General features: G+C 36.6%; 7 protein-coding genes and 2 tRNA genes (1 of these 9 cut by a window edge). 5 read left to right on the top strand and 4 right to left on the bottom strand.

All coding sequences use genetic code 11. The features are described 5' to 3' along the window. The 3 genes from AC4MRQ_RS05350 to AC4MRQ_RS05340 all read right to left on the bottom strand — a co-directional run. Positions 1-51: transfer RNA gene (locus tag AC4MRQ_RS05350), tRNA-Val, on the bottom strand; it reaches 124 nt to the left of the window's first position. A 60-nt stretch (positions 52-111) separates the two neighbouring features. Further along, a tRNA-Val gene (locus AC4MRQ_RS05345) sits at positions 112-186 on the bottom strand. A 67-nt stretch (positions 187-253) separates the two neighbouring features. Next, on the bottom strand, positions 254-1,549 hold the full coding sequence (locus AC4MRQ_RS05340) for a bifunctional folylpolyglutamate synthase/dihydrofolate synthase (protein WP_491196622.1): 1,296 nt from the start codon (positions 1,547-1,549) through the stop codon (positions 254-256). Between the two features lie 75 nt (positions 1,550-1,624). On the opposite strand from AC4MRQ_RS05340, the gene AC4MRQ_RS05335 reads away from it, so the two are divergent. The 5 genes from AC4MRQ_RS05335 (at position 1,625) to AC4MRQ_RS05315 (ending at position 7,088) form a co-directional block, all read left to right on the top strand. Next, positions 1,625-2,944 (top strand): PhoH family protein, encoded by a 1,320-nt coding sequence (locus tag AC4MRQ_RS05335; protein WP_491196621.1) that lies wholly within the window; start codon positions 1,625-1,627, stop codon positions 2,942-2,944. 86 nt (positions 2,945-3,030) lie between these two features. Continuing rightward, entirely contained in the window at positions 3,031-4,347 is a 1,317-nt protein-coding gene (gene mtaB / locus AC4MRQ_RS05330; protein WP_491196620.1) for a tRNA (N(6)-L-threonylcarbamoyladenosine(37)-C(2))-methylthiotransferase MtaB, read from the top strand. Between the two features lie 17 nt (positions 4,348-4,364). Beyond that, positions 4,365-5,153 (top strand): inositol monophosphatase family protein, encoded by a 789-nt coding sequence (locus tag AC4MRQ_RS05325; protein ID WP_491196619.1) that lies wholly within the window; start codon positions 4,365-4,367, stop codon positions 5,151-5,153. A gap of 1 nt (position 5,154) precedes the next feature. Beyond that, positions 5,155-6,045, top strand: a complete 891-nt coding sequence (locus AC4MRQ_RS05320) for a lysophospholipid acyltransferase family protein (protein ID WP_491196618.1) — start codon at positions 5,155-5,157, stop codon at positions 6,043-6,045. An 8-nt stretch (positions 6,046-6,053) separates the two neighbouring features. Then, entirely contained in the window at positions 6,054-7,088 is a 1,035-nt protein-coding gene (locus AC4MRQ_RS05315) for a glycosyltransferase family 2 protein (RefSeq protein WP_491196617.1), read from the top strand. Here the strand turns inward: AC4MRQ_RS05315 and AC4MRQ_RS05310 are convergent. Then, complete coding sequence (locus AC4MRQ_RS05310; protein WP_491196616.1) at positions 7,085-8,383, bottom strand: UDP-N-acetylmuramoyl-tripeptide--D-alanyl-D-alanine ligase; 1,299 nt, start codon at positions 8,381-8,383, stop codon at positions 7,085-7,087. The two genes, AC4MRQ_RS05315 and AC4MRQ_RS05310, sit on opposite strands and share 4 nt — an antisense overlap. Positions 8,384-8,407 lie beyond the last annotated feature (24 nt).

The raw sequence follows: 8,407 nt of genomic DNA, 5'->3' as shown, positions 1-8,407 counted from the left end.
CGACCCCTTGGGTGTAAACCAAGTGCTCTAAACCAACTGAGCTAATCGCCCTGAATACTTTCAGGTAATTCAATAAATTACATTCAATGATTTCGTTTAATCATTATCAGGTGGGCGATGAGGGAGTCGAACCCCCGACCCCTTGGGTGTAAACCAAGTGCTCTAAACCAACTGAGCTAATCGCCCTGAACTGCCCATCTCTTTAGAAAAGCGATGCAAATGTATATCTCTTTTTGCTCTCCTCCAAATTTAATTAGTACTTTTCTAGAATATCTGCTACAATGAAAGTGCTTCCACCGATGAAAATCAGATCATTGATGCCAGCGTTTTTTTTAGCTGCTTTTAAAGCTTCATCAACGTTTTCGAAAGTTTCTCCTTTTAATTCAGCTTTATGAGCAAGTTCCTGTAGTTTCTTTTCATTTAAACTACGTGGAATTGCTGCCTTTGTGAAATAATAAATGGCATTTTTTGGCAAAATTTCTAATACTGCTGCATGATCTTTATCGTTTACCATTCCTAAAACCATATGTAGCTTTTCGTGTGGGGTGTTCATTATTTGTTTAACCAGCATGGTCATCCCGTCAAGATTGTGGCCAGTATCGCAAATTATCCTTGGATTATAACCAAGGTATTGCCACCTGCCCAATAAACCAGTGTTTTTAGTAACATTACTTAAACCATTGTAAATATTAGTTCTTGATACATCTAGCTTTTTCCCAAGTTCTTCAATGGCCACTAATACGGTTAGAACATTTTTATGTTGGTATGTTCCTAATAAATCAAGTTTTAAGTCTTTGTATCTTATATTCCCCTCTTTGTAAATTTGAAGAATCTGTCTTTCATTAATTGACAAAGTAGCTGTAGAGATATCAAGCTCAACGTCTGCAAACCGAATTGTTGCACCGGCTTCCTTTGCTTTTACTTTAAAGATTTCTTGAGTTTCTTTTTGAGTTTGACCGATAATAACAGGTGTCTGTTCTTTAATTATTCCTGCTTTCTCAACTGCTATTGAACCTATTGAATCTCCTAAAAAAGCAGTGTGATCTAATCCAATGTTTGTAATGACTGAAAGTTCAGGATTGATGATATTGGTTGAGTCGAGTCGTCCACCCATTCCAACTTCAACCACTGCAATATCAACTTGTTCATGCCTAAAGTAATCAAAAGCCAATGCAACTGTCATCTCGAAAAACGAAGGTTGTAATTCGCTTATAATATTTTTGTGCGATGCAACAAAATCAGTAACGGCTTGTTCGTTTATCATCTGTCCGTTCACCCTAATTCGTTCCCTGAAATCTTTTAAGTGTGGTGATGTATATAATCCAACTTTATATCCGGCTTCTTGAAGAATGGATGCAATGCAGTGGGATACAGATCCTTTACCATTAGTGCCGGCAACATGAACCGTTTTGTAAGCTTTATGCGGATGCTTAAAATACTTGTCTAACTCAATTGTAGTTTCCAGGTCTGCCTTATATGCGGCTTTACCCACTCTTTGATACATCGGGAGTTGAGCAAACAAAAAGTCAAGTGTTTCTTTGTAATTCATGATGCAAATTTATTGCTTATTCCGAATCAAGAGGTGTTTTTTTCTATATCTTTAAGAGAAACAAAACCATAACTTATGGCGAAAAAACTTTTTATTTTAGACACTAATGTTCTTCTGCACGATCACGGATGTATTTACAATTTTGAGGAAAATGATGTGATAATTCCTATCGTTGTGTTGGAAGAGCTTGATAAATTTAAAAAAGGAAACGATTTAATTAATTTTCAGGCACGTGAGTTTGCACGCGAGATGGATAAAATGGCTGGAGAAAAGGTTTTTAACGAAGGTATTCCACTCGGTTCTGATAAAGGTAAACTATTTGTAGCTACAGGTAAACCTACACCTGAAGTAATGAAAGAATCTTTTAATGAATCTACAGCTGATCATCGGATTCTTGCCATATCACTTCATGTACAGACAGCATTTCCAGAAAGACTCACAGTACTGATTACGAAAGATATTAATCTGAGGCTAAAAGCTAAATCACTTGGATTATTGGCTGAAGATTATGAGAACGATAAGGTTAAGGATATTGATATTCTTCACAAAGGAGTTGAGATACATGAAGAGTTTGATAAGAGTTTGATTGAAGCGCTTTATCAACATCAGGGAATCCCGATAGATGAATTTCCTATGGATGAAAACCTTCCGGCCAATCAGTATTTTGTCTTGAGAAATGGCAATCAGTCTGTGTTGGCACATAATGATGCATTCTCAAATCTGATCCGAAGAGTCGAGAAGCATGGTGCATATGGAATTGATCCTCGTAATGCCGAACAAACTTTTTCATTAAATGCTCTGTTGAACCCTGATATTAAACTTGTTTCGCTCACTGGAAAGGCTGGGACCGGAAAAACTTTGCTTGCCTTAGCCGCAGCGTTGCAACAACACAAGCAATACCATCAAATATTATTGGCTCGCCCGATTGTGCCTTTAGCAAATCGTGACTTAGGTTTTTTACCTGGTGATATTAATGAAAAGATTGGCCCTTACATGCAACCTTTGTTTGATAACTTAGGAGTGATAAAGAGTAGGTTCAAAGCAACCAGTAAAGAGGTAAACAATCTCGATGAGATGCTAAAAAACGAGCAGTTAATCATTACGCCACTTGCTTATATCAGAGGTAGGAGTCTTTCAGATGCCTTTTTTATTATTGATGAAGCTCAAAACCTTACGCCTCACGAGGTGAAGACCATTATAACCAGGGCCGGGGAGGGAACCAAGATGGTATTTACCGGCGATGTGCAACAGATCGATTCACCATATTTGGATATGCAATCAAATGGTCTGGCCTATCTGACTGATAAAATGAAAGGGCAGGAAATCTTTGCACACGTCAATTTGGTAAAAGGTGAGCGGAGTTATTTGGCTGAACTTGCTTCTGATCTACTATAGTTTTATGGGCTTTTCACTTGAAAAGCCCTTTTAGGTAACTCCTTATAAGCTTTTTTCTACCTTTGCAGTTTCATTTATAATTTGCAATGATAGATAATTCAGTATTTGAGAATAAGAAAGTTGCGTTTCATACTTTTGGATGTAAGCTAAATTTTAGCGAAACATCAACTGTGGCGCGCACAATGATTGAGGCGGGATTTGCAAAAGTAGATATTTCAGAATCAGCTGATGTTTATTTGTTTAATACCTGTTCAGTAACTGAGCTGGCAGATAAAAAATGCAAACAGGTAATACGAAAGGCTATAAAAAAAAATCCGAATGCTTTTATAGTAGTCACGGGTTGTTTTGCACAGCTGAAACCAGATGATGTATCGAAAATTGAAGGCGTTGATTTAGTTCTTGGTTCCAATGAGAAGTTTGATATTCTGCAATATATCAATGACTTTAAAAAAGGTGATGATGTTGAGATTCATGCTGGAAAAATAGGAAGTAATAAGGAATTCAAACCTTCATATTCATTTGGTGATCGTACACGTTGCTTTTTAAAAGTGCAGGATGGTTGCGATTATTTTTGTAGCTATTGTACTATTCCATTCGCGAGAGGTCGTAGTAGAAATGATACTATTTCAAATACGGTAGAGCAAGCACAAAAAGCAGCTGCCAATGGAGCAAAAGAAATTATCCTGACAGGAGTTAATATTGGTGATTTCGGACAAGGGAATGGAGAATCCTTCCTTCAGTTGATAAAAGTTCTTGAAAAAGTTGATTCAATTCAACGATTCCGAATATCATCAATCGAACCAAATCTTTTAACCGACGAAATAATTGAGTTTGTAGCTGAGTCGAATAAATTTATGCCACACTTTCATATTCCATTACAATCAGGTTCTGATAATGTGCTTAAATTGATGAAACGGAAATATGATACTGCATTATTCAGATCCAAGATTAATAGAATAAAAGAGCTTGTACCTGATGCATTTATAGGTGTTGATGTTATTGTTGGAGTCAGGGGTGAATCAGAAGAAGACTTTAAGATAACCCATGATTTTCTGGCTGATTTAGAAATTTCGCAGCTGCACGTATTTACTTATTCAGAACGACCAAATACGCAAGCACTTAAAATTCAGGATGTGGTTCCTGTATCAATAAGAAAAGAGCGAAGCAGGATTTTGCATCAACTATCTGATAAAAAGTTCAGAGCTTATTATAAAGATTATATTGGGCAAACAAGATCAGTGTTGTTCGAGGGAACAGAAAACGATGGCATGATTAATGGTTTTACAGATAATTACATCAAAGTTGAGGTGCCTTTTAAGAAGTTGCTTGGTAACACCATTCAGAGGGTTAAACTGAAACATTTGTCGTTTGATTCACTTAATATGATAGGTGAACTCATCTAATTAAGTAATTTTAGTGTATGAATCACGAAGCAGTTTGTAAACAGGTCTGTGAAATAGCCAAGCAAGTTGGTAGGTATATTAAAGAAGAGCGAGCAATTAACCAGGTTAATGTCGAGATAAAAGGAAGCAATGATTTCGTTACCCAAGTAGATAAAGGTGCTGAGCGCAAGATAGTTTCTGAACTTCAAAAAATATTGCCTGATGCGGGATTTATAGCGGAAGAAGGAACAGCAGAGTCAAAAGGCGAAGTTTATAACTGGATTATTGACCCTATTGATGGTACAACTAATTTTATTCATGGAGTTGCGCCATATGCCATTAGTATAGCTTTAATGGAAAATGAAGAGTTGGTTATTGGAGTTGTTTACGAGATTGGACTGGATGAATGCTTTTATTCATCTAAAGGTGGGCCTGTGTACCTGAATGGAGAAACAGTTAATGTGTCAAGTACCTCAAGTATTAAAGATAGTTTAATAGCAACTGGTTTTCCTTATTCTGATTACTCACGACTTGATGGCTTTATGGAATCAGTGCGGTACTTTATGATTCACTCAAGAGGTCTGCGGCGGTTAGGATCAGCAGCTACGGATTTGGCGTATGTTGCTTGTGGTCGTTTCGATTCATTTTATGAATACAATTTAAAACCCTGGGATGTTGCAGCAGGAGCATTTTTAATCAAGCAAGCAGGAGGTAAGGTTTGCGATTTTGATGGGGGAGATAACTTTTTATTTGGAAGGGAGATAATTGCCACGAACAATGCAACATATAATGAGTTTAAGAAAGTCATATCTGAATTATTGACTTAGTATGAGTAAAATAGGTACATACATTGCATTAGTTTTTTTGTGGTTGCATAGTCTTCTACCCTTCTTTGTTCTTTATCTTTTCTCTGATATATTATATCAATTTATTCGATTAATTGGTTATAGACGCAGTGTTATCAACGAAAATCTAAGGTATTCTTTCCCGGAAAAGACAAAAGAAGAACTAAGATCAATTCGCTTGAAATTCTATAGAGGATTTTGCGATACACTTGTTGAGACCATTAAGATTCCTTCAATCAGTGAAAAACAGATGCGAAAAAGAGTACAGGTAAAGAATGTCGAATACCTGAATAAGCTAGCCGATGAAGGTAAGGATGTTGTTGCAGTTATGGGGCATTATGCTTGCTGGGAGTGGGTTTCTTCTATTAATCTGCACACAAAACATTTGTCTTGTGCTACATATCGTCCATTGAAAAATAAAGTATTCGACGAATATATGTTGAAATTAAGAAGTAAATGGGGCAGTCTTAATTTTACAATGAAGGATACAATGCGTGAAATTGTAAAGTTAAGAAGAAAGAACCAGCGTTTTTTAATTGGATTAATCGCGGATCAATCTCCGGATCTTTTTAAGATTCAATACTGGACCCAATTTCTTAATCAGAATACTGCAGTTTTGTTAGGTCCTGAAAAGATGGCTAAATCGTTGAAGGCACCGGTTGTTTTCTTAAAGATGTGGCGTATAAAAAGAGGGTATTACGAGTTAGAAGTTGTTCCATTGGTTGAGAGCCCGGAACACACAGATGAATTCGAAGTGACTGAAAATCATCTTAAATATCTTGAAAAAATTATATTGGAGCGACCTGAAGATTGGCTATGGTCGCATAAAAGATGGAAATATTCAAAGAATCGCAAAATTCAGACAGATAATTAAAAGAGAATATGATTAAGGTAGCTGTTGCTATATTGAATTGGAACGGAAAGGGTTTACTTGAAAGGTTCTTACCGATCGTAATCAAGAATTCCAATTGTCCTGGTGCAGAAGTCGTGGTAATCGACAATAATTCAGATGATGAAAGTGTCGATTATATAGCTCATCAATTTCCATCAGTTAAAATCATCGAGTTAGATAAGAATTATGGTTTTGCAGGTGGATATAATGAAGGACTGAAACAGATTGAAGCCGAATATTTCCTGTTGCTGAATAGTGATGTTGCGCCTGAAGCCAATTGGTTAAATCCACTTATGGAGCAAATAGAACAGGACACCAATATTGGTGCATGTATGCCAAAAGTGAGAGCATATAATGAGCCGAGTCACTTTGAATACGCAGGCGCTTCAGGTGGATATATTGATTATTTGGGGTATCCATTCTGTCGGGGTCGGATTTTAAATCATATTGAGGAGGACAAAGGACAATATGACGAACCGATTTCAATATTTTGGGCGACAGGTGCAGCTTTGTTAATTCGGTCAAATTTATACAAGATTACAGGTGGACTTGATGAATCGTTTTTTGCGCACATGGAGGAAATCGATTTGTGTTGGCGGATAAAGAACTTGGGTTATACAATTATGGCGGTTCCCCAGAGCGAAGTTCTTCATGTTGGAGGGGCTACTTTAAGCCAGCAGAACTCTCACAAAACCTATCTTAACTTCAGAAATAACCTGGTGATGATGGTGAAGAATCTTCCTCAAAAACAACTACTATCAGTGTTGTTTATCAGGATGGTTTTAGATGGGGTTGCAGGATTACATTTTATATTTAGAGGAGAAGTAAAACACTTTGTCGCTGTTTTGAAGGCTCACTTCAGCTTTTACAGCCGATTAGGAGATGTGTTACTAAAACGCAAGAAATTGACTGCTTACCGCAAAATAGGGCACCATCAAGAGGTGTATCCTCAAAGTATAATCTGGGCGTTCTATTTCAAGAAACTAAGAAAGTTTAGCGAGTTAAAGCACTTTCATCTTGATTAAAGATATTTAAGCACTTCTTCAAGTTTATTACTTCTCGACCCCTTAATTAGAATATAAGATTCGTAAATAGGGTGCTTGGTAATACCATCAATAAGAGATTTAGTATCCGGGTAAACCTCCATATCATTAGCATTGTCTTTTAGAAACTCAAATTCATCACCAATGAGCAAAACGCGTGTTGTGTCAATGGATTCGATTGCTTTTATCAGTTTCTTGTGTTCATTGATACAATCTTGCCCTAACTCTTTCATGCCACCCAAAATGAGAACCTTGTTTTCAGCATTCGTTTCGGAGAAGTTTTGAAGTGCCACTTGCATACTGGTTGGGTTGGCATTGTATGCATCCATAATAATTTGGTTACTTCCCGACTGAATAAATTGTGATCGGTTATTAGTAGGAGTGTATGTCTTAATTGCTGTATTAATATCTTCCTCAGATACGCCTAATTCCAAACCAACACAAATAGCTGATAGTACATTTTCAAGATTGTAAGCTCCAATTAGATTTGTGCTTATAAGGTGTTTATTTTCATTTGAGGTTTGCCAATTGATTGAGATAAATGGTGAGTTTGTATTTATTTTACCGGTTACACTTCCTTTTGAACTTCCATATTCAATACGATTGACTATTCCTTCTGCCATTTTATTAAGGTGAGGATTATCAGCGTTAATAAACAATTTTCCATTTGTTTGTTTCACGAATTGATAGAGTTCTCCTTTAGCTGTTTTTACCCCTTCAAAAGATCCAAATCCTTCCAGATGCGCTTTGCCAACATTGGTGATAAGTCCATAATTTGGTTCTGCTATATGACATAGTATTTCAATCTCTCCAACATGATTAGCGCCCATTTCAACAACACCAATTTCAATGGACTTATCCATGTTTAATATAGTTAGTGGCACCCCAATATGGTTGTTAAAATTTCCTTTTGTTGCACTTACAACATACTTCTTTGATAGAACAGCAGCTACCAGCTCTTTTGTCGTCGTTTTTCCGTTGGTACCCGTTATGCCAATAATCGGAATGTTTAAAAATCGTCGATGGTATTGCGCTAATTCCTGAAGTGAAGTTAGTACATCGTTTACTATAAAAACATTCTCAATATCTTTCAACGATTCATCATCGGCAACGGCATATTTAGCTCCATTCTCTAGTACTTCCTGTACATATTTGTTACCATTAAAATTTTCCCCTTTTAAGGCAAAAAACATAAAGCCAAGATTGTTCTGACGGCTGTCAGTAGATACACCTTTTGATGATAAATATGCCTGATGAATTAACGCGATCTGATCCATTGAAGATTTTGATTATTAATATCT

The sequence above is a fragment of the Carboxylicivirga sp. genome (assembly GCF_982718395.1).
The sequence above is the reverse complement of the archived record's forward strand: the minus strand, read 5'-3'. Positions and strand labels throughout refer to the sequence as shown.

Coding starts and splice junctions, on each gene's coding strand:
- AC4MRQ_RS05335 (WP_491196621.1), top strand. CDS start 1,625: ATGGCGAAAAAACTTTTTATTTTAGACACTAATGTTCTTCTGCACGAT.
- AC4MRQ_RS05315 (WP_491196617.1), top strand. CDS start 6,054: ATGATTAAGGTAGCTGTTGCTATATTGAATTGGAACGGAAAGGGTTTA.
- AC4MRQ_RS05310 (WP_491196616.1), bottom strand. CDS start 8,383: ATGGATCAGATCGCGTTAATTCATCAGGCATATTTATCATCAAAAGGT.
- AC4MRQ_RS05325 (WP_491196619.1), top strand. CDS start 4,365: ATGAATCACGAAGCAGTTTGTAAACAGGTCTGTGAAATAGCCAAGCAA.
- AC4MRQ_RS05340 (WP_491196622.1), bottom strand. CDS start 1,549: ATGAATTACAAAGAAACACTTGACTTTTTGTTTGCTCAACTCCCGATG.
- mtaB (WP_491196620.1), top strand. CDS start 3,031: ATGATAGATAATTCAGTATTTGAGAATAAGAAAGTTGCGTTTCATACT.
- AC4MRQ_RS05320 (WP_491196618.1), top strand. CDS start 5,155: ATGAGTAAAATAGGTACATACATTGCATTAGTTTTTTTGTGGTTGCAT.